The organism is Streptomyces sp. SID13666 (genome assembly GCF_010548325.1).
GTDB classification, from domain to species: domain Bacteria; phylum Actinomycetota; class Actinomycetes; order Streptomycetales; family Streptomycetaceae; genus Actinacidiphila; species Actinacidiphila fildesensis.
On record NZ_JAAGLX010000172.1, the window covers coordinates 1 to 485 of the forward strand.

Below are 485 nucleotides of genomic sequence, written 5' to 3' on the forward strand. Positions count from 1 at the left end.
GTAGTCGTTGAGGTAGCCCTCCAGCGCCCACGACAGGCCCTCACGCGTCTCGGTGCTCGTGTAGCCGAGGAAGGGCGAGGTCGCCATGCCCTTGCGGCCCACGCCGGATGTCGGGGGCACGACGGTCGCGTTCTTCACGGCCGCGTCGTACGCCGACTTCGCGTCGAAACCGACGCCCTTCACATATGCGTCGGCGGACGCCACGTCCGACGAGGTGCCCGTCATCAGGTCGGCGTACCCGGGGGAGGACCAGCGCGAGGTCCAGCCGCCGTCCTTGTACTGCTGCACGAACCCGTCGACCATCTCGCCCGCCTGACGTGGCGTCAGGAGCGAGTAGGCGGGCCAGGTCGTCCGATAGGTGTCCCAGAAACCGTTGTTGACGTACACCTTGCCGTCCACGATCTTCGCCCCGGTGTGCGTCGGGGTGTCGGGGCCCGGCATCGGGGAGAACGGCGACGCGTACTGGTACTTCGAACCGACTTTCT

The 485-nt window shown here is 67.4% G+C and carries 1 protein-coding gene; it reads right to left on the reverse strand.

What is annotated here, in order from left to right; translation table 11 throughout:
* Positions 1 to 485: glycoside hydrolase domain-containing protein (locus G3I60_RS43950; protein WP_164608577.1), on the reverse strand; the 485-nt coding region annotated here is incomplete at both ends.